Raw genomic sequence first — 19,403 nt, forward strand, 5'->3', positions numbered from 1 at the left:
ACAGTGAGTTTTTCTAAAATAGGCATTGCTATGTCCTGGAATGTAGTTGCCAAGCTGGCAAGATTCGTCGCCGGCCCCGCAGCTTACATTATTATTGTAAGAAGCCTTGGAGAATACCGGTGGGGTATTTTGAGTGTCTTAAAATCTGTAACGGGATTCGCGTTTATTATCATAATGATGGGTGGAGGAAAAGGACTGCTCAAGTTTCTCCCTGAATTAAGAGTGAGAGGGGGGATGAAGCAGTTTCTAAATACAGTCAAAAAATTGTTTGTAATACAAACTCTTGTCTGGCTGATTATGATTCTTGCCGTCTGGTTATTATCGGACACTATAGAAGGTATATATGATGTGGAAAGCGGCAGTTTTCGGTTTCTACTTGTTGTTGCTGTAGGGTTCATACTATTTCAGGTAATGATGACCGTGATTATGAACATCCTGCAGTCATGGTATGAGACCAAATTACTGAGTTTTGTACTTATTGGAGGGAATGTCAGTTATCTGTTATTACTCCTGTTGTTTATAAACTTCTTTGATTTGGGAATCATGGGTGTTTTTCTCGCCGGTGGTATTTCAAACGCCTTAATGGTTCTTTTGCTATTCCCTAAAGCATCCGGTCTGGTCACGAGAGAAAAGGAAGAATCGCCGGATGTGCCCGGATTGGATAAGTTTATAAAGTTTTCATTACCTTTCGTCATAACCGGTATACTCAATCAAATTGTATGGAGGCAGTCTGAAGTATTATTTCTCGGACATTTTACAGGAATGGTGGAAGCCGGATATTTTGAGCTTGCCTATAGAATCCCACAGATGGTTCTTGAATTCATTCCACTTTCTATCTGGCCGTTGGTTATGGCGGGAATATCAGAATCGTATTCCAGGGATAAAAAAAGTCTGCCAAGGGCGGTTGATTTGTATTTCAGGCTCATTTATATAATAATTATTCCTATTACAGTTATGGGTTTTGCTTTCTCTAAAGAGCTGATTCCCCTTCTGTATGGCGTAAAAATGACCCCGGCAGGCACTTACACTCAGCTCTTTTTTATTGTATTTTCATATTCATTTCTCTATACTCCAGTAAGCATGGCTCTTTATGTCATGGGTAAAAGCTGGGTTAACATGTTAGTCTTTTTATTCTTGGCTATCTTGAACATTTGTTTAGATATCGTACTTATCCCGGCTTTTGGTTTGTTGGGCGCTTTTGTGCCTGTCGCGTTTGTTCTCTTTGTTGCTGTCGTAATATTCAATATTGTAATTAAGAGGTTTGGTAGAGATATCAAGGTGCCGATAAAGTTTATATCAAAATGTTACTTAGCCGCTGTTCCAGCGGGATTACTCGTGTTCACAGCATCAATATGGAATAGTCCGGTAATGCTTGCTTTACAAGTTATCGTTGGGTGTATCCTGGTCATTCTTGGATTCAGATGGATGAAAATTATAGGTGACAGGGAGAGAGAAATAATAATGAAATTGCCTATTCCTTTTAAAGAAATTATTATCTCGGTTTTTTAGGGAAAGGAAGAAATGTATAGAGAAAAAAAGATTTCAGTTGTTATACCATGCTATAATGAAGAAGAAGGAGTCGCTTTAGTAATAAAATCCCTTCCTGATTTTATAGATGAGATTGTGGTTGTCGATAATAATTCAACCGACAATACATCCGGTGTGGCAAAAGCACTGGGAGCGAGGGTTGTTTTTGAAAAAAGAAAGGGTTATGGGGCGGCTTATAAAGCCGGGTTGCCGTCCGTAACAGGTGATATTACTGTAACTATGGATGGAGACGGCACATACCCCGCTGAACAAATCGATGAATGTATAGATTATCTACTGGACAATAAGCTGGATTTTGTGTCGGCTTCTCGTTTTCCCCTTAAAGACAGAACTTCTATGAACATTTCAAATGTGATTGGTAACAGTATATTGACATTAGCAACATATATATTGTTTATGAGAGGTATAAAGGACTCACAATCGGGTATGTGGATATATAGAAGCAGTATATATAATAAGTTAGGAGTAAAGAGTGACGGGATGCCGCTAAGTGAAGAGATTAAGATCGCGGCTATAAGAAATTCAGAATTAAAATTTGATGAATATCATGTTAATTACCACCCGCGTGTTGGCGAAGTAAAACTCAATAAATGGAAAGACGGTTTTGAAAATCTTATCTACCTTTTGAAACTTAGAATGGGTCTGGTTTAGCTATTTTAATAGAATTAAAGGATTAATGGATTCATAAATATAAGGATATTATATGCTTAAAAATATGTTGATGATAATACTTACGGTAATATTGAATACAGCCGGACAATTTATGATAAAAGCGGGTGTTAATGAAATAGTCAGTAAAACGGGGAAGATTGATTTTAGCAATCTCCTCAGCTGGTTATTAAAAGCGGCTGTCAATGGATTTGTACTTGGCGGATTTTTTTCTTACGCTCTAAGCGCCGTGTTGTGGATTGTCATCCTCTCAAGAGCTCAACTCAGCTGGGCGTTTCCTATGGTAAGCCTGTCATATGTGATTACAGCACTGGTAGCTCCGGTGCTTTTAAATGAGGCATTTTCTTACATGAGGTTCATTGGAATATTAATAATTTGTCTCGGCGTCTTTTTTGTTAGCAGGACTTAGAGCCGCGCTGTGTGTTCTTTTAATAGTTTTGAGCGAAGGAGCACGCTGCTTTGAAAAATCAAACAGCGTTCCCTATATTTAATTTAATAGTAGTTATTTTATCTTTTCTGACAGGCGTCAGGATTGTACCTGGGCCTGAGCTTTTAGGAATCATTCTTTCATTCTACTCACTACTGATATTACCTCCATTTCTTTTTTTTAATCTCTCGGGTCATAATATAGTTTTCTCTGTGAAAGGCGTATGTGAATTATTTTTCACCGGCCTGGCCTATCTTTTGTTTCTTGTTTGTCTGGGATTTATCCCCGGAGTTAATTTTGCTATAATTTCAGCAGCAGCTTCAATTATTAACATATTCTTACTGGTAATTATTTACTTAAGCAGTAGGGATAGACAACGGGCGCACTCGGCGGACGGCGAATTGATCAGAAGGATGTACAGCGGAGAGAGAAGCTACGGAAGGGGGAAAATTCTTCTTTTCCTAGTTTTTTTTGCTCTCTGCTTTGCTGTTTTCTTCGAGGGAGGTGATATTTCCGTAGATTCTGATTCTCTCGATCACCTTAGTTTTATAAGAAGATCACTTGAAAGCGGGGAGATCCTTCCAGGCGATTCTTTCTATATTGACGGCGACGGCAAATCATTTGACCCCAGAAAGGGTATTTGGCATTCCGCATTAGCTTTACTTACTTATCAGTCAGACGCGGATCCGGTTTATCTTTGGAGAATGCTGCCCTCTTTCCTTTCATTTTTTGTTATTATTTCCTTTTTCTTTTTTGCAGTAGAACTTCTGGCCTCAACTTCACTGGCTGTTTTTGCTGTTTTGATCCTGCTGCTCTTTTTCAGGGGAGAAGGATTGTTGTGGTTCAGCAAGATTGCTTACAGCCGGCATATTGCTCAGGCAATTCTGTGGGCGCAGGCAGGTCTCATGCTGCGCCAGTTAAAGGAATACGGTAATGACAGGAGAACTTATATTTTTCTGTTTCTATTTGCTTTTGCGGGAGCGGCTGTCCATGTTATATTCCCTGTCTTACTATTTTTATTCCTCGCGGGGCTGTATATATTTGTAAACCTGCCTGGAGGAAATAAATGGAAAGAGAAATACAGGGGATTGGCGGCAGTTCAGTTAGCCGGCGCTGCTATCCCTCTGATATTCAGACTAATATTTACTACGGGTAAATATAATTTCATTCATTCGCACAGGCAGGGTATTCTTAAGCTGACAAACTCACTTGTGGTTATTGACCCACTGGTGATAGTTGAGAGTTTGGGAATTGCAGTTCTTTTTGCAATTATTATATCGCCATTCTACTTCCTTGTCGTCTGGAAAAGAAGAAGATTCAATGCTGTGGAAATACTTTTTATCTTGCCCGTACTGCTCGCAATTACTCCTTTTACGGCGACATTACTGGAGAATTATATGGGTTACCTCTACTTCAGAATTCTTTACGCCGCTCCCGCGGCGTGTTTTCTTTCCTTTATAATTTCTGATTTTATAAGGATTCTATTTACCGGTAGATCGAGAATGAATTACCGGGATATATCTTTTAAAAGAAGGATGATTAAACGTGTTGCGGCGTCAATCGTGCTGATACTTTTTGTTTTATTCCCCATTCGTTATTCTGGGGCTTCTTTTTCAGAAGTAAGGGCTGAGATTGTAATGGGGGAACACGATAATTGCGGAAGATACGCCACCTTTTTTGATCTTATGAACAGATTGATACCGGAGCATTCCACAATTCTTTCCGACCCTGTGACAAGTTATCTGATATCCGGATTAACAGATCACTTTGTCTATGTTGTATCTGCACAGCATGAATCGCCCGCAGATTTAAAGGCAACTGAACGCAACAGGAGAGCCAGAGATGTTTTCTGTACGCCGCTGAGGATAGAAAATAATAGCGGCTGGATTAATAAAGAGGGTATAGATTATATTTTATTCGATAGGAAAGGAGCAGCCAAGCCTGACTTTTATAGAATAAACGGTTGTAAATATATCAGCAAGTCGATTTGTAAATTTAGAAAAAATCCGCATTTTAAACAGATCTTGCAGCAAGAGGATTTCGTATTGTTTAAGGTAAGTTCCGACAGTATCGGCTATGAGCCCGAAGAGTACACATCTGTTGATACATTGGATAATGACCACGTAAGTATTTCCGAGAAGTCTATTTCCGTAAGTGTCGGCTCAGGTGTTATTCTTGAAGCTTTCGTCATAAATGAACAAGTGATATACTCCGGAGATAGTGTTTCCGGGACTTTCTGGTGGAGTTTGAATAATAATGTGGAATTCGGACTTCCCTTAATGTGGAGTGTCCGTTTTGACACCCAATTCCCCAAAGGGGTATTCTACCGATCCTGGTACAGTAAGCAATACAGAAGATGGATCGAGAGATCCAATGACACATTCTACCGTTATACTGTCACAAATACTTTAAAGGCAAACGGAAGGTATCCGGATACCTGGAAGAAAGGCGAGATAGTAAGGCAGGGTTTTTCTTTTGAGCTGCCGGAAGAGCTAAAGCCCGGTAATTACAGAGTTAGAGTAAAAGTAAGGCCGAGGAGTTATTTGCCAAATCGGAAGCTCAGTGACTATTTGTCGAATAAAGATTCAAGACATGGCGTGTTTATCAAGGATATTTTAGTAAGAAAGAGTGTGGGTAAACATTGATTCCGGTTGAATTAAGATGAAAAATAATAATTTCAAGAAGTCTCCTTTGGTAGTTTATTACTGCGATGCTTCCTATACAGGGGGAGCGGAGAAATATCTGTATTATCTGGCTAAGTTCATCTCCTCTGAACGATTCCGAACCCATGTTATTTTTGATCAGGATTCATCGGCTGACAAATTTGTTTCCCTGCTTTCAGATGAAGGATTGCCTTTTACAGACTTATCAGAAACTAAAAATCCCGAGAAGGCAAAATACTCAAGGTTAGCGGGATTACTCCGAAAGTTAAAACCGGATATCCTGCATATAAATCTACCCGGACCTTTTGACGCTGGATATAGTCTTATCGCCCCGCTAGCGCGCATCGTCCGAGTAAAGAACATTGTTTCAACAGAACACCTTCCGATGGTCAGCTCTTTTACTAAATCGCGTCTTCTTAAAGGATTAGGCACAAGGTTTATCAATCGTGTTATAACTGTAAGTTACGATAATAAGATGCATATTGTCCGAAACCATCATATACCTGAAAGGAAAATCAGAGTCATATACAACGGCATTCCCGACCCCGGGAAAAATATTGATTACAGCCTCGATTCTTCCGGAAAGAAGGAATGCGGGAAAAGATTTAATCTTGTAATAGTTGGTTCTCTTGAGGAAAGAAAGGGACAGGCAGATGCTGTTAAATTAATGAAGAGATTGCCGGATTATGTCAATTTATACATTGTTGGAGATGGGGAAGCCAAACCTGAATTGGAAGAGTTATGCTCAAATTTAAGACTTGAAGAACGTGTTAATTTTACTGGATTCATAGAAAATATGTTTGATTTTTTAAGTGGGATGGATCTAATGATTCACCCCTCAAGAGTTGATGCCACACCATACGTAATTTTAGAAGCGATGGCTGTAGGTCTACCCGTAGTCGCGAGCGGTATTTATGGTATACCGGAATTAATCCAAGACAAAAGAAACGGAATTCTCACTAAGCCGGGAGATGTTGGCGCTCTTGCCGAAGCTGTCATGTTACTGCTGGGTGACAGGGAATTATACATCGATATGTCGCGAAGTGCCAGAGAACGTTTTCTCCATAAATTCACAATTGAAAATTGTATTAAGGATACGGTTAATATATACAATGACCTTCTAAATTCTTCTTGAAGGAGGGATAGATTGAAGATAGTTATAGCGCTTTCATATTCTCCATATCCGATTAGAAGCGGGACCGACAGACTTGTCATGAATCTTATCAGAGGGCTCTCCGAAAGACACCACGTTAAGCTTGTTACAATGACCTTAGAGAAACAAAAGCTTGAAAAACTTCGTGAGATTGAGAATGAAAGAGTAAGCGTTACAGCTATAATTGCTCCGCAAAGAAGAGGGTTTGCCGGTAAGCTGTTTTGCAAGGTAAAAAATATTCTTCTGCTATTATTTTCGAGGATACCTCTTGATACTCTTTATGCCGCTCCCGGGAGATATCTTAAGCTGGTAACCGGCGTTGCGCGAAGTTGGAAAGCTGATCTAGTAATGGTAAATTACTGGCATTTGTATAAGCTTCATAAGATGTTAAAGGGTTTTGAGGTTGTTCTGGTAACCCATGACCTGGATTATCTAGTCCATCCGGGAAGAATTTCTTCAACTTCGGGATTTTTCAGAAGGCGGCTAAAGAGTATAGACATTGCAATGAAAATAAGGGTCGAAGAAGAAGCGTATAGAAGTTTCGATAAGATACTGACTGTAAACGTAAAAGAAGCAGAGGAGTTAAAAAAATATATCGATGACAAGAACAAATCTGTTAAAACGCTTCCGATGGCAATTGACCTGAGGAAATTCGATCCATCTGTTTATCGAAGAAAACACAACAGAGTTCTTTTGATCGGTAATTTTGCTTCTGATTTCAATGCCGACGCCCTTGACTATATGGTAAATTCCATATTCCCGCTTATTTTGAAAGAAAGGCCGGGGACAATTCTAGATATTGTCGGAGCCGGTGTACCCGAAAAACTTAAGAAAGAAAAAGGTGATGAAATTATTTTCAGGGGAAGGGTGGAGGATGTAGTTCCTTATCTAGGTAAGTGCTCGACATTGGTTATACCCCTGAGGTTTGCCGGCGGTGTCAGAATTAGAATGCTTGAAGCTGCCGCAATGGGTGTTCCTGTCGTCAGCACACCGGTGGGAGTAAGAGGTATGAATCTTTGTAATGGCAGAGAATATATCGAAGCTTCCGGAGCGGAAGAATTTGCGTCTGCTGTTCTCAAGGTATTGGAAGATGAAGAGCTTGCGCGTGAAATAAGTAAAAATGTGCGTTGCTGGGCGGAAAAGGAAATTTCACTCAGAACCTATCCGGAGAGGCTTCAAAACGTACTCGAAGCTTTTGAAAGCGAGAGTTGATCAGTAATTATAAAGATATATTTCTTTATGATCTTAAAAATGTTTAAAGTAAGACTGGCTTAACCTTTTCTTAATTTAGGGTATTTGTCCAGGTTGCCCGCGGAGGCGGCACTCAGGAATGAATCTAACCACCAGTATATATCATATTTCTGAATAGATTTCTGCAATCTGCCCATTTGTTTTTTTCTTTTTTTCAAGCTCATATTAATAGCTGAGTAAATAGCATCTGCCACTTCATCTATATTATATGGATTTACAAGCAATACATCATCCTTCATCTGTGAGGCGGCTCCCGCGAATTCACTTAGGATAACAGACCCTGATTTTTCAATGTTAGACGCGCAGTATTCCTTCGCTATTAAATTCATTCCATCCTTTAAAGGAGTTATTAAAGCAATTTCTGCGGTTCTGTAGTACGCGAGAAGCTCGCTTCTTGGCAAGGACCTGTGAATGTAATGTATTGGAACCCAGCCCGATCTTGTGTATTGGCCGTTAATTTCACTAATCAGATGTTCGATATTAAGCTTAAGTTCTTGGTACATAGGAATATTGCGTCTGCTCGGCACTACAACCTGAATCAGAGTTACTTTTCTATGGAGTTCCGGATGAGTCAACAGGAGCTTACAAAATGCCTGAAGCCTGTATGTAATGCCTTTCGTGTAATCAAGGCGGTCGATTCCAAGAATTAATTTACTGTTAGGTATGTCCTCATGTATAAACCAGGCATGATCAGCGACGGTTTTTGATCTTGCCATCTTAGAGAATTCATTGTAATCGATACTTATCGGAAAACTACCTATCTTTAGATTCTTATCACCTGCAAACACGTTTATAAACTTTCCGTTTTTTCTTGTTTTAGCGCCCTTGATAAATGTTTCAAGACATTGAATGAAATTTCTACTATCCCGTTCGGATTGAAAGCCTATTAGGTCGTAATCAAGTATGGCGAGAAGAATCTCTTTTCTCCAGGGAAGCTTGGAAAAGATGTCGAGGGGGGGGAATGGTATATGAAGATAAAAGGCCAGGTTATTTTCAAAATTTTCCGCACGGAGATATTTGGCGACACACATAAGGTGATAATCATGAATCCAGATAAAGTCGTTTTGTTTTGTTGTTTTTTTCAGAACGGAAGCGAATCTTTCATTAATCAATTTATAGAATTTCCAGTAGTCAGGATCAAAATTGCAGTATGCCTGAAGATCATGGAATAAAGGCCATATTACTTCGTTCGAAAAGCCCTGATAATATTTCTGTACTTCTTCTTCAGTCATCTGTACGGCTTCCATCTTGTATCCGGCTTTTTCTGAAGCAGCGTTTAATGAATCGGAAATGTCTGTAATTTCAAATGTGCCCGGCCACCCTACCCATAGCCCCCCTCTGTCTCTGAGAACAGGCGCGAGTGCCGTAACCAGGCCTCCTGATCCGGGTTCTACTTTCCAGCTCCCGTCAACTTTTTTAAAGACAAACGGGAGTCTGTTTGATGCAATCACAAGTCGTTGAGAAGAATCATTCATAATTAGTTTCTAACGCTCCTGCCAATTCGTTCAAGAAATCAAGTAGTTCACCGGGGGGTTTTAACCAGATATCTGCCTCCGTTGAACGGTATCGGGGTTTAGCTAGAACAGAGAGTCCTTTTCCCTTGAGAGCTCTGAAAGCATCTTCGTCGGTAAAATCGTCCCCCATATATATTACAGGTATTTCTTCCCGGTATTGATTCAAAATGGAATCCACAACATTTCCCTTGGTAATATTTTCCGGTCTAATCTCTATGCCACCGTCAAATTCGGAAATTGTCAAGTCATTTTTTTTAATAATATTCTCCCACATGCTTACAACTCTTTTTTTAAGATTATAAATTTTACTTGATGACAGCTCGCGCCAATGTAGAGCGAGTGAAGAATATTTCTGCTCACATCTTTTCCATAACCCCTTCTTTATAACCGCTTCTTTCGCTTCCTTGAGGCCATTTATTGTCTGCCGGGAAAGTTCTGTTGTCAGAAGATTGCCATCTTCGGTTATTTTCTCAGCTCCATGACAGCCCCATATTTCCGGGTACTTTTCAAGATCAAGCAACAGCCGTATGTCGCTAACAGATCTACCGCTTACTATTATGATTTTGCAATTATTTAAATCAATCAATTTAGTTAATATTTCTTTGATTCCTCTATACGGAACGGCTTTGGATCGTTTTTTTTTGAAAGGAGCAAGGGTACCGTCATAATCTAAAAGTATAATTGTTTCGGGGGAGATTGAAACCCTATGGAGAAAACTGGTGAGGTTGATTCTATTATTCAAAACTTTCATAGTTATTGATAATCAAAGATTTGGCTGCTATTCCAGTTCAATTCGTTCTTCCTGCCCGCGCAGCAGGGAAACTATAACAGTCAAATATTCCCTTAGGTGTCTTGTGAGAAGAAAATTTTCAGTGACGAAGCTTTTTGCCTTTTTCCCCATTTCATCCAGCCTGTCGCGGTGGAATAGGAGATATCGAGTTCTCAGCGCTGCTCCTTCAGGTGTTCTTACAAGAAAACCGGTTTGATGGTTTACGACCTGAATGCGTATACCTCCCGTATCACCTCCAACAACCGGCTTTCCTTTCCACATTCCTTCCGTAACGGTGAGCCCGAATCCTTCACGCGTTGATTTCTGTAGTATGATATCTGAAGATCTTTGAAGAGCGTTTATTGTTCTGTGGGCATCTGATGGTAGAAGAAGAATATGAATGTCCGGATCTTTCCCTGCGGCATTACGTACTTCATCAATCACCTTCTGAGATTCCGGGTCATCAGATGCTTCTCCGCCGGCGAGAATAAGCTGCAGGTCCGGGGCGAACTTCTTAGTAAGTCTGTATGCCTTAATAACGCCTACAGGATCTTTGAAATAGTCATACCGTGATACCTGAAGCATTGTTGGCCGATTAGTGTCGATGCCAAGGTCAGAGACTGTTTTTTCAATTTCATCTTCATCCAATTCAATGTTTTTCTCACTCAAGGGATCGATGCTTGGAGGAATCAGATATTGTATATGCGGTAGAACTTGAGAGAAGGCGGGAATCGAGAAGATACTGGCATCGTAGTTAATAATGTGTTTTTTGATGAACTTCCAGGTTGATCTGTTCGGGTGGCTTACATCGATATGACAGCGCCATATCCATCTTCCTTTTCTATTAGGGAAAGAAGCTAATAAAGAAGCCGGCTGAGGATCGTGAATAAACACAATATCAGCGTCATTCAAAGTGTCGCGCAGCCTGTGAGCGTTTTCCTCGTTAACTTTTTCGTATTCTCTTATCAGGTTTTTCTGTATTTTGATATCTTTTCCCTGCAGCCCGTTGTGGAAATTCTTTGTGCATTTGAAAAACTTAGGCGATCCTTCTATAACTTCCCAGCTGACATTGATGCCAAGTTCCTTCTTAAGCGGAATAAGTTTGTTTAGAATTTCCGCTACTCCGCCTCCCTGTCTTGTAGAGTTTACGTGTACGACTCTGATATCTTTCAGAAGCGCGGCAAGTTGATGAAGCTGATTTATTACTTCTTCTCCAACAATTTCGGAGTACTGTTTGAGCATTGTACTCATTATCCACTCTCCACGAAGTAATTCTTAACTATATTTGCCAGTTGAGATCTAAGTTCTGTAAGCGAGGAAAAAAAAGGATCTATATTTGATAAGAGGTGTATCAACTCATCGTACTTTCCCTCAAAACCGTATAACCATGTACTAAAATCGTCAATATTACCATAGGTTCTTCTTCTCGAGTCGATAAAATGGTAGAAGATGCTGCTCGAGGTCATATTGGGAATGGCATCAACTAAATCACCAGCTTTATAAATGGTTTTATTAGTGTCGAAGACAACTATTTGAGATGTTATGAAATGAAATTGTTCATCGATCTTACACCATGCAAAATGTTGAAGTTCATCCAGCCTCGCTTCAATAATTTCAAGTAATCTTTCACGGAGTTTTTCAAGATCCGGGTATTCTGTAGGATCAATAATTCCAATTTGTTCCGCCAGAACCTTGTCATGCAGCGTGTGTCTTATCCAGGAAGCAAAATCGTTGTTATATTCAGGGTCATCGAATCTCGGCTGGAGAAGATTTCCCCAGAAATGATAGTATAGGCTTCCCGATTCCACTTCCCCTATATTACGGTTGAGTTCTTTGAGATTTTGCGATTTTTTGCCTGTCGCCAGTGATGCTAAAGCGCAGTCCTTTATTTCGAAAGTTTTATTTGTATTTTTTCCTTCAGGCACCTTTGCTCCTTGAAATCAGCTAACTATAAATAAATCATCAGGTACTTGTTACTGTCACTATATTACATATTTATATGGTAGTTTGCAATATTTATTCTCCAATGATATTATTTGTGAATGAGAATGGTTGAACAATTGTCTGTTATATAATACTGTTCGGAGATAGTAATAAGACAGCTGAGAAATAAGTACAGCATTCTTGCGATTATCTGTTTTTTCAAACATTTCTACAGAAAGGAAGTACTACTATGAAAGGAGTTATATTGGCGGGAGGCCTTGGAAGCAGGCTTTTACCGCTCACAAAAATAACGAATAAACATTTATTGCCGGTATATAATAAACCTATGATCTTTTATCCGATAAAGTCGTTAATTAATGCCGGAATAAAAGATATTCTGCTTGTAACGGGAGGTAATAACGCGGGGGATTTCCTGCGATTACTTGGAAACGGAAAAGATTTTGGATTGAAACATATAGACTATACATATCAGGAGGGGGAAGGTGGAATCGCGGACGCTCTTAAGCTGGCGGAATATTTCGCCGGAGGAGAAAAGATTTGTGTAATCCTGGGAGATAATATTATCGAAAAGAATTTTCAGAATGCGGTGAAAGATTTTAAAAAACAAAAAAAAGGCGCTAAAATTCTTTTGAAAGAGGTTCCTGATCCTGAACGTTTCGGCGTACCGGTTATTGACGGTGATAAAGTTCTTCGCATAGAGGAAAAACCCAAAAAACCAAAATCTAAATACGCGGTTACGGGTATATACATGTATGACAATTCGGTGTTTGATATTGCCAGGTCGTTGAAACCCTCCGAAAGGGGGGAGCTTGAGATCACAGATGTTAATAATATCTTTATTGAACGTGGTGAGATGACTTGGGATGTTCTGAATGGTTGGTGGACAGACGCCGGAACTTTCGAATCACTTCATCGTGCCAGTATGCTTGTCGCGAAAAGCGGGTCGAACAAGATGGATTAATCAAATAAGTGTCGTTGTAATGTATTCCCCAAGGGCTTCTTTCCAGTCCCTCATAGGTTTTCTTTTGATCAATTCAAAATTATAATTCCTGAGTGCTTCCATCCTGGGCCTGGGAGCGGGAAGAGAGAAACAGTCTGAAGAGACGGGATTCAATTTGCAGTCGTTAATCCCCGCGATATTAAGAATTTCTTCTGCCACCTCAAAGCGGTTTACACATCCGTAATTAGCTGAATGGTATCTGCCGAAGAGGCCCGTCTTTAAGAAATCTGCAATTACAAGGGCAAGATCTTTTGTGTAGGTCGGAGAGCCGAATTTATCGTTTACTATATCAAGTTTTTTCTCTCGGCGAGCGAGGTTGAGTATTTTAGGCACAAATTTCTTATCCTCACTGCCGCCTCCGAAAAGCCAGCAGGTATAGAAAATATAAAACCTGCTGACTATATCACGGAGATACAACTCGCCGTGATACTTTGAAAGTCCGTAGATGCTTACAGGATCAGGATTATCGTATTCAGTATAGGGTGTATCTTTACTCCCATTATAAATACTGCCCGTGCTTACATAAACCATTACGGATTGAGAAGACCTTGCCGCAAGGGCGACATTTCTGGTTCCCAGTGAATTTACTCTGAAGGCTTCGTCGGGGTTCAGCTCACAGGCATCTACATCGGTCATTGAAGCCAGATGAATAATAAAATCCGGATTAAAATCTTTTATCTTTCGGCTTATCAGATCGGCGTTGCAGATATCGGTATCAGGGAGGTCGGTAGCAAGAACGTCATTCTTTTCTTTGAGAACAGGTGTGAGAGCCTTGCCGAGCATACCAGATGCTCCGGTTACGAATATTTTTGACAATTTTCATTTCCCTTTCTATTTGCTATCCGTCCACGCGCTGCCAATTGTACGGAATGTCATTATCATGCGGATGAATTCTGTGTTCGTCCGGATCCTCATAGTTGTAAGGCTCTGTAACTGTGTTTATAATTATTGACTCATCAGTACTTATACCTTTAAAGCCGTGACACACACCGGGCGGTATAGTCAAGCGTATTCGATTATGCCGGCCAACGAAAAATTCGTTCAATTCTCCCTTCGTGGGAGAATCTTCTCTGTTATCATACAGTACAATTTTTACCATTCCGCTGATCGCCGTCATATAGTCTGTCTGTTTGTGATGATAATGCCATCCTTTTACGACGCCCGGGTAGCAGGTTGTCATATAGACCTGACCGAACTTTGTAAAACCGGGATCATCAGACCTTAGAATTTCCATAAGTCTGCCGCGTTCGTCAGGAATGACCTTTAACCTTTTTACACTCACTCCTTCTATCATATAGTTTCCTCCGTCAAGGGATTTTTATTGTATCAAGAAATTCATACTAACTTCAAATTACATTTGTGTCAAGATAGCCGTTATAATTATTATCTGCTGTCAAAGGGTAGAGGCGGGAGATTTGAATTAATAACGGTTTACCAATGTTATACAAGATGTAATTCAGCGGGAAAATATAATGTTTTTCGATTCATAGGTTTCAGAATTCAAATATTTTCCTGTTTTCAAAGAAATATTGCAAAATCAACAAATAATTGCCTGTAGGGGTAGAATTATGTTGTTATAAATGCTATACTAAATTGTGAATGTGCGTGACATAATACATTAATTATTCATTATGCTGACAAGACGAAAGCAGAGGACCGTAAAATATGAATAATATCCCTTTTTTTAATCTTACCGAAGGAATAAGCAAGGTTCGCGATGAAATTGACGGAGCAATTGCTGAAGTTATAGATAATTCCGCTTTTGTCCTTGGACCTGGTGTTGAACGTTTTGAGAGTGATTTTGCCGATTACTGCGGAGTTAAAGGCTGTGCCGGAACGAGTAGTGGAACGACGGCGCTTCAGCTCGCACTAACCGGGTTTGGTATTGGAAGAGGGGATGAAGTAATAACCGTACCTAATACTTTTATAGCGACAGTTGAAGCGATTGCCATCACAGGGGCTAAGCCGGTTCTTGTTGATGTTCTTGAGGATACAGCGCTAATAGATCCCGCTAAACTGGAAGAAGCAGTGACACCCGAGACAAAAGCTATAATACCCGTACATTTATTCGGGCAGTGTTGTGATATGGATCCCGTGATGGAGACAGCACGGAAACACGGACTCAAAGTGATAGAGGATTCTTGCCAGGCGCACGGAGCCCAATATAAAGGGAGAAAAGCGGGTTCACTCGGGGATGCCGCTGCATTCTCTTTTTACCCGAGTAAAAATCTCGGCGCATTTGGCGAGGGAGGAGCTGTAACATCAGAAGATGAAGAATTTATAGACAGGATAAAGGCTTTGAGACATCACGGCCAGCTTAATAAAAACGAACATTCAATTCTTGGATACAACTATCGACTTCCCGCCATCCAGGCGGCTGTTTTGAGAGTTAAATTAAAACACCTGGATGAAGCGAACTCAAAACGCAGAGACCTTGCAAAAAGGTACAGAGATAATCTTGAAGACCTTCCGTTATGGTTCCAGCATGAGCAGGAAGAATGTAATGCTGTTTATCACCTTTTCCCCATAGGATATATGAATAAGCCGGAATTAACAGAAGCCCTTGACAGATCCCAGATTGGCTGGGGTGAACATTACCCCTTACCGGTTCACCTTCATCCTGTTTTTTCTGATCTTGGATACAGTGAAGGTTCTTTCCCCGTGGCGGAAGGCATAATGAAAATGAGTATAACACTGCCTATGTTCCCGGAATTGGAATTTCGGCAGGTGGATAAAGTTTGCGAAGTTATAAGGAGTGTTTTATCCGGTTAATTGTATTTTTTACAAAGGAGGGGAAAACAGATATTTGCTAACTGGGTGACTGAAATTGAGACAGGATGACATCGAAATTAGGCGAGATTCCATGGCGTTAGCTAAAATCAAGGAATTAAATTCATCTAAAAGGCGTCACAACGAAAGCAGCAGTCAGAATTGCAGTCGGTTAGGGTTGTTTCAGAAAACCGTAAAGCGCGTTGTTGATATACTTGTTTCTATTATTGTACTCATAGTTGGATTACCATTTTTCCTTGCAATAATCATTCTTATTAAGGTAACATCGAAAGGTCCGGGGTTTTTTAAGCAGGATCGTGTCGGAAAGAACGGCAGGATATTTACTTTCCTGAAGTTGAGAACTATGAAGGTCGATTCCGACAATTCACGACATAAAGAGTTCTGCAGAAAGTTTATAGAAAATGAGAATTTCGGCGTTGAAATAGAAGGCAAGGATCATAAAGTATTCAAGATCGTGGATGATCCTCGCGTAACGGGAGTTGGAAAGTTTTTAAGGAAGACCGGCTTGGATGAACTCCCGCAATTTATTAATATTCTCAAAGGTGAAATGACTCTGGTCGGTCCCAGACCACCGCTGAAGTATGAATATAAATACTACAATAACTGGCATAAGCAGAGACTCAACGTAAAACCGGGACTTACGGGATTATGGCAGGTTAGTGGAAGAAGCCGCGTTTCTTTTCATGAGATGGTAATGCTCGATTTGTACTATATAGAAAATTGTTCTTTGATGATGGATCTTAAAATTGTTTTAAAAACGATACCAGTGATATTCACAGGTTCGGGGGGTTATTAACGCGGAGGGGAAGATAGGAGTTGATTTGCTGACTGTTGGAATAATCGGTTGCGGGTACTGGGGGCCAAACCTCATACGTAATTTTATTAATCTTGATGATGTACGAGTCAAAACATGCTCTGATTTACTCGACGAGCGGTTAAATCACATGAAAAAAATATATCAGTCGATTGAAACAACAAAGGATTACAAGGATATTATTAATGATTCTGAAATCGACGCCGTAGTTGTGGCGACACCTGTCTCGACCCATTTTAAGCTGGCAGAGGAAGCTCTCAACGCGGGAAAACATGTTTTTTGTGAGAAACCGCTTACGAATAAAATAGAAGATGGCATAAGACTGATAAAACTGGCTGATGAGAAAGAATTAACATTGCTTGTGGGGCACACATTTGTTTATACCGCAGCTGTAAACAAAATGAAGGAAGTTATCGAATCCGGGGAACTTGGAGAAATATACTACCTTTCATCATCGAGGTTGAATCTCGGCCTCTTTCAGAAAGATATTAATGTTGTTTGGGATTTAGCACCCCATGACATTTCTATTATTAATTATATACTAGGCGATTCCCCGGTATCAGTTTCTTCGTCCGGCTTCTCTTATATAAGATCCCCAATAGAGGATGTGGGTTTCTTAACGCTGAGATATCCCGATTCTATTGTTGCTAATCTGCATGTATCGTGGCTGAATCCAAATAAAATAAGAACAACGACCGTTGTGGGAAGCAAGAAAATGCTTGTGTATGATGATATTTCGAGTCTGGAAAAGATTCGTATATATGATAAAGGAGTTGATGTCATTCCGCATTATGATACTTTCGGAGAATTTCATCTGTCATACAGGTATGGTGATATAGATATTCCGAAGCTTATAGACAAGGAACCGTTGAAGGTTGAATGTCAGCATTTCATCGATTGTATACATACAAAAGGTGTTCCTCTAAGTAGCGGCAGAGACGGGTTAGAAGTAATGCTGGTTCTCGATAGCGCTGGAAAATCGATGAGGCAGCAAAACAAAGAAGTAAAAATCGAATATCCCGATATATTGAGTGATTCTAATCGAAGATAGGATTTTTAAATTGATTTCTGAGAATATTATTACGGGGAGCGGTTTATCCGCGGATAAAAACACGGTAATAGGATATTTATCGCCCAGGGATGGGGTGGAAGATAAATTGATTATCGGAGACGAAGCTCGCGTAAGAAGCGGGAGTGTAATATATGCCGGTTCCACTATAGGTAATGGATTAGAAACCGGGCATAATGTGGTTCTGCGGGAAGAAAATGAGATTGGAAATGGATTTTCTATCTGGAATAACTCTGTTGTAGATTACGGGTGCAGAATAGGAAATAATGTAAAGATCCACTGTAATATTTATGTTGCTCAGTTTACGGTAATAGAGGATGAAGTCTTTATGGCTCCCGGGGTGACTATTGCTAACGATATCCACCCGGGCTGCCCTGATTCGCGTGAATGTATGCGCGGTCCGATTCTTAAACGAGCATGCCGGCTCGGAGTAAATGTTACAGTATTACCTTATGTTACAATTGGTGAAAAAACTCTTATCGGAGCAGGATCTGTTGTCACAAAAGATATTCCTCCCGGTGTTGTAGCTTTTGGTAATCCCGCCAAAACATACTCGAAACTTTCTGACCTCACCTGTAAGACAGGAAGAAGAGAAGCCCCCTATAGGTAAAGGTTCTCACTGATGTTAAATTCACCAGACAGCGGGAAAATATTCTTTCTTGCCTCCTCTCTTGTTACGGGTGGAGCGGAAGTTATAGTCAGGGACCTGGCGGAGTATATTTCATACACCGGATTTGAGGTTCAGTTTTTATGCCTTCACAGGCCCGGCCAAATCGGCAGAGAATTGATAGATTCCGGCTTCGAAGTTAAAAGCGGAATTTCACGTGGAAGGTTTGACTTCGGGACATATTTCAGATTATTTAGAATATTCAATAAAAACAAGGAAGCGGTTCTTTTTTCGCTGGATCATCATAATGCTATATTCTGGGGGGCCCTTGCCGCTAAAGCCGCCCGATTAAACAAAACGGTTTTATCCCTTCATTCAACCAGATTATCCGGAGAAGACCGTAATTTTAATATTATTGACAGATTAGTTCTGCCCGTGTATAAGAAAATAATTGCTTTATCGAAGAGGCATGCCGAATATCTTGTGGAAGAGGAAGGAATAAATAAGGGTCGTGTGACAATTATTAATAACGGTGTGGATATCCATAGATTCCATCCAATTGATTCTGAAGGAGAGAGAAAAGAATATAAAAGAAAATTCTCAATCCCTGAAAACAATCTCGCCGTTACTATAGTAGCGGCTATCAGGCCTGAAAAGAATCATGACATATTTCTTGACGCCGCTTTTTCAATTTCAAAAAAGAGGAGAGATATCACATTTATAATCGCGGGTGATGGTAAAGGGAGAATGAGATTGGAGAAAAAAGTGGATGAAATGTCAATTAAAGACAGAGTGATCTTTCTTGGAAACAGGAATGATATCCCGGAAATTCTTTCAGCTACAGATATATCGGTACTGTGTTCTGATATGGAGATATTACCGTTGACTGTGCTTGAAGCCATGTCTGCCGGGTTACCTGTTATCTCTACGGATGTTGGATCTCTTTCTGAAATAATCCGTAATGGCAGAGACGGTGTGCTGATAGATTCGAAAGACGCCGTTTCTTTGGCCGGGGCAATTGAAAAACTTGCGGATGATAAAGGGACGCGTTTGGAAATGGGCAAAAGTGCTAGAGAAAGAATATTGGAAAGATTTACAAAAAAAACTATGTTGAAACAGTATAAAAAACTTTTTAAAGAATTATCTTTTACTACTAAAGAAAATTAAGTAAAAGAATATCATTTA

18 protein-coding genes are annotated in these 19,403 nt (G+C 40.1%); 12 read left to right on the plus strand and 6 right to left on the minus strand.

The features are described 5' to 3' along the window. Positions 1–3: 3 nt before the first annotated feature. The 6 genes from U5O15_04225 (at position 4) to U5O15_04250 (ending at position 7,672) form a co-directional block, all read left to right on the plus strand. The gene (locus tag U5O15_04225) at positions 4–1,509 is read left to right on the plus strand and encodes an oligosaccharide flippase family protein (GenBank protein ID MDZ7859865.1); all 1,506 of its coding nucleotides are present in this window, start codon (positions 4–6) and stop codon (positions 1,507–1,509) included. Between the two features lie 12 nt (positions 1,510–1,521). Next, positions 1,522–2,199 (plus strand): glycosyltransferase family 2 protein, encoded by a 678-nt coding sequence (locus U5O15_04230; GenBank protein MDZ7859866.1) that lies wholly within the window; start codon positions 1,522–1,524, stop codon positions 2,197–2,199. Positions 2,200–2,251: 52 nt separating this feature from the next. Continuing rightward, positions 2,252–2,626: an EamA family transporter gene (locus U5O15_04235; protein ID MDZ7859867.1), complete on the plus strand. Its 375-nt coding sequence runs from the start codon at positions 2,252–2,254 to the stop codon at positions 2,624–2,626. 275 nt (positions 2,627–2,901) lie between these two features. Then, positions 2,902–5,289, plus strand: a complete 2,388-nt coding sequence (locus tag U5O15_04240; GenBank protein MDZ7859868.1) for a hypothetical protein — start codon at positions 2,902–2,904, stop codon at positions 5,287–5,289. Positions 5,290–5,305: 16 nt separating this feature from the next. Next, positions 5,306–6,442: a glycosyltransferase family 4 protein gene (locus tag U5O15_04245; protein ID MDZ7859869.1), complete on the plus strand. Its 1,137-nt coding sequence runs from the start codon at positions 5,306–5,308 to the stop codon at positions 6,440–6,442. A gap of 12 nt (positions 6,443–6,454) precedes the next feature. Next, positions 6,455–7,672 carry a glycosyltransferase family 4 protein gene (locus U5O15_04250; protein ID MDZ7859870.1) on the plus strand — a complete coding sequence of 406 codons (1,218 nt, stop codon included), beginning with the start codon at positions 6,455–6,457 and terminating at the stop codon, positions 7,670–7,672. Between the two features lie 59 nt (positions 7,673–7,731). Here U5O15_04250 and U5O15_04255 read toward each other — a convergent pair whose 3' ends face one another. The 4 genes from U5O15_04255 to U5O15_04270 are packed head-to-tail and all read right to left on the minus strand — an operon-like array spanning position 7,732 to position 11,919. Continuing rightward, on the minus strand, positions 7,732–9,186 hold the full coding sequence (locus tag U5O15_04255; protein MDZ7859871.1) for a trehalose-6-phosphate synthase: 1,455 nt from the start codon (positions 9,184–9,186) through the stop codon (positions 7,732–7,734). Next, complete coding sequence (gene otsB, locus U5O15_04260) at positions 9,179–9,976, minus strand: trehalose-phosphatase (protein MDZ7859872.1); 798 nt, start codon at positions 9,974–9,976, stop codon at positions 9,179–9,181. The genes U5O15_04255 and otsB overlap by 8 nt, the downstream gene beginning before the upstream one ends. 27 nt (positions 9,977–10,003) lie before the next feature. Continuing rightward, positions 10,004–11,245 (minus strand): glycosyltransferase, encoded by a 1,242-nt coding sequence (locus U5O15_04265; GenBank protein MDZ7859873.1) that lies wholly within the window; start codon positions 11,243–11,245, stop codon positions 10,004–10,006. Further along, positions 11,245–11,919, minus strand: a complete 675-nt coding sequence (locus U5O15_04270; GenBank protein MDZ7859874.1) for a DUF5752 family protein — start codon at positions 11,917–11,919, stop codon at positions 11,245–11,247. The genes U5O15_04265 and U5O15_04270 overlap by 1 nt, the downstream gene beginning before the upstream one ends. 248 nt (positions 11,920–12,167) lie before the next feature. Between U5O15_04270 and U5O15_04275 the strand changes: the two genes are divergently transcribed. Then, positions 12,168–12,899 carry a sugar phosphate nucleotidyltransferase gene (locus U5O15_04275; protein ID MDZ7859875.1) on the plus strand — a complete coding sequence of 244 codons (732 nt, stop codon included), beginning with the start codon at positions 12,168–12,170 and terminating at the stop codon, positions 12,897–12,899. Here the strand turns inward: U5O15_04275 and rfbD are convergent, their stop codons facing one another. Both rfbD and U5O15_04285 read right to left on the minus strand, forming a co-directional pair. Beyond that, complete coding sequence (gene rfbD / locus U5O15_04280) at positions 12,900–13,754, minus strand: dTDP-4-dehydrorhamnose reductase (protein MDZ7859876.1); 855 nt, start codon at positions 13,752–13,754, stop codon at positions 12,900–12,902. It abuts the gene before it with no gap. A gap of 22 nt (positions 13,755–13,776) precedes the next feature. Continuing rightward, a complete protein-coding gene (locus tag U5O15_04285) occupies positions 13,777–14,232 on the minus strand; it encodes a dTDP-4-dehydrorhamnose 3,5-epimerase family protein (GenBank protein MDZ7859877.1) in 456 nt (151 codons plus the stop codon). A 371-nt stretch (positions 14,233–14,603) separates the two neighbouring features. Here U5O15_04285 and U5O15_04290 point away from each other — a divergent pair, with 371 nt between their 5' ends. The 5 genes from U5O15_04290 (at position 14,604) to U5O15_04310 (ending at position 19,385) form a co-directional block, all read left to right on the plus strand. Continuing rightward, a complete protein-coding gene (locus U5O15_04290) occupies positions 14,604–15,710 on the plus strand; it encodes a DegT/DnrJ/EryC1/StrS family aminotransferase (protein ID MDZ7859878.1) in 1,107 nt (368 codons plus the stop codon). Positions 15,711–15,801: 91 nt separating this feature from the next. Further along, entirely contained in the window at positions 15,802–16,524 is a 723-nt protein-coding gene (locus U5O15_04295; protein MDZ7859879.1) for a sugar transferase, read from the plus strand. Positions 16,525–16,549: 25 nt separating this feature from the next. Continuing rightward, positions 16,550–17,593: a Gfo/Idh/MocA family oxidoreductase gene (locus tag U5O15_04300; GenBank protein MDZ7859880.1), complete on the plus strand. Its 1,044-nt coding sequence runs from the start codon at positions 16,550–16,552 to the stop codon at positions 17,591–17,593. After that, positions 17,574–18,221, plus strand: a complete 648-nt coding sequence (locus U5O15_04305) for an acyltransferase (GenBank protein MDZ7859881.1) — start codon at positions 17,574–17,576, stop codon at positions 18,219–18,221. The genes U5O15_04300 and U5O15_04305 overlap by 20 nt, the downstream gene beginning before the upstream one ends. Before the next feature lie 12 nt (positions 18,222–18,233). Then, positions 18,234–19,385, plus strand: a complete 1,152-nt coding sequence (locus U5O15_04310; GenBank protein ID MDZ7859882.1) for a glycosyltransferase — start codon at positions 18,234–18,236, stop codon at positions 19,383–19,385. Positions 19,386–19,403: the final 18 nt, after the last annotated feature.

The sequence above is a fragment of the Candidatus Krumholzibacteriota bacterium genome (genome assembly GCA_034520215.1).
Classification (GTDB): Bacteria; Krumholzibacteriota; Krumholzibacteriia; order Krumholzibacteriales; family WJIX01; genus JAGHBT01.

Coding starts and splice junctions, on each gene's coding strand:
- U5O15_04230 (MDZ7859866.1), top strand. CDS start 1,522: ATGTATAGAGAAAAAAAGATTTCAGTTGTTATACCATGCTATAATGAA.
- U5O15_04235 (MDZ7859867.1), top strand. CDS start 2,252: ATGCTTAAAAATATGTTGATGATAATACTTACGGTAATATTGAATACA.
- U5O15_04245 (MDZ7859869.1), top strand. CDS start 5,306: ATGAAAAATAATAATTTCAAGAAGTCTCCTTTGGTAGTTTATTACTGC.
- U5O15_04255 (MDZ7859871.1), bottom strand. CDS start 9,186: ATGAATGATTCTTCTCAACGACTTGTGATTGCATCAAACAGACTCCCG.
- otsB (MDZ7859872.1), bottom strand. CDS start 9,976: ATGAAAGTTTTGAATAATAGAATCAACCTCACCAGTTTTCTCCATAGG.
- U5O15_04265 (MDZ7859873.1), bottom strand. CDS start 11,245: ATGAGTACAATGCTCAAACAGTACTCCGAAATTGTTGGAGAAGAAGTA.
- U5O15_04275 (MDZ7859875.1), top strand. CDS start 12,168: ATGAAAGGAGTTATATTGGCGGGAGGCCTTGGAAGCAGGCTTTTACCG.
- U5O15_04285 (MDZ7859877.1), bottom strand. CDS start 14,232: ATGATAGAAGGAGTGAGTGTAAAAAGGTTAAAGGTCATTCCTGACGAA.
- U5O15_04290 (MDZ7859878.1), top strand. CDS start 14,604: ATGAATAATATCCCTTTTTTTAATCTTACCGAAGGAATAAGCAAGGTT.
- U5O15_04295 (MDZ7859879.1), top strand. CDS start 15,802: ATGGCGTTAGCTAAAATCAAGGAATTAAATTCATCTAAAAGGCGTCAC.
- U5O15_04310 (MDZ7859882.1), top strand. CDS start 18,234: ATGTTAAATTCACCAGACAGCGGGAAAATATTCTTTCTTGCCTCCTCT.